Below are 583 nucleotides of genomic sequence, written 5' to 3' on the forward strand. Positions count from 1 at the left end.
CGCCAAGCCGGTATCCATACGCTTATCTGACGCAGCAGGGCTATTACACGGTTCGCTTTGACTTCGATTTCGAGGACTGGCCCGGCGGCGGCGAGTGCGTGCCGCTGCGATTGGCCAAGCCGTTTGCCGGGGCATTACAGACAGGATTTCACTTTCCGCTGATCGACGGCACCGAAGCGGCTATCGCATTTCGGGACGGTAATCCCAATAAGCCGTATATCGCCCACGTCCACCATAACAGCCGTCAGACGGATCTGATTACCAATCAGGATCGATGGCTATCCCGCAACGTTATTCGCACGCAGAGCGACAACAAGCTCGAATTCGAGGATTGGGAGGGACAGGAGCACGTCAAGCTTTCCACCGAGCATTCCGGCAAATCCCAGCTGACGCTCGGCCATATGGTCGATGGGAAGTGGAAGCGGCGTGGGGAAGGGTTCGAACTCAGGACGTCTGGCTGGGGGGCCATCCGGGGCGGCAAGGGGTTGTTCATCACCGCCGATGACCAGCCAAAGGCCAGCGGACAGCAACTCGACATGGCCCCGGCTCAGCGCCTGCTCGAACAAGCGCTCCAGCAAAGCCA

Annotated in this window: 1 protein-coding gene; it reads left to right on the forward strand. The window is 59.5% G+C overall.

The window, feature by feature from the left end; translation table 11 throughout:
* A partial coding sequence (locus AB4Z27_RS29345) for a type VI secretion system Vgr family protein (protein WP_441646021.1) occupies positions 1-583 on the forward strand: 583 nt, incomplete at both ends.

This window comes from Cupriavidus sp. KB_39 (genome assembly GCF_052114485.1).
Classification (GTDB): domain Bacteria; phylum Pseudomonadota; class Gammaproteobacteria; order Burkholderiales; family Burkholderiaceae; genus Cupriavidus.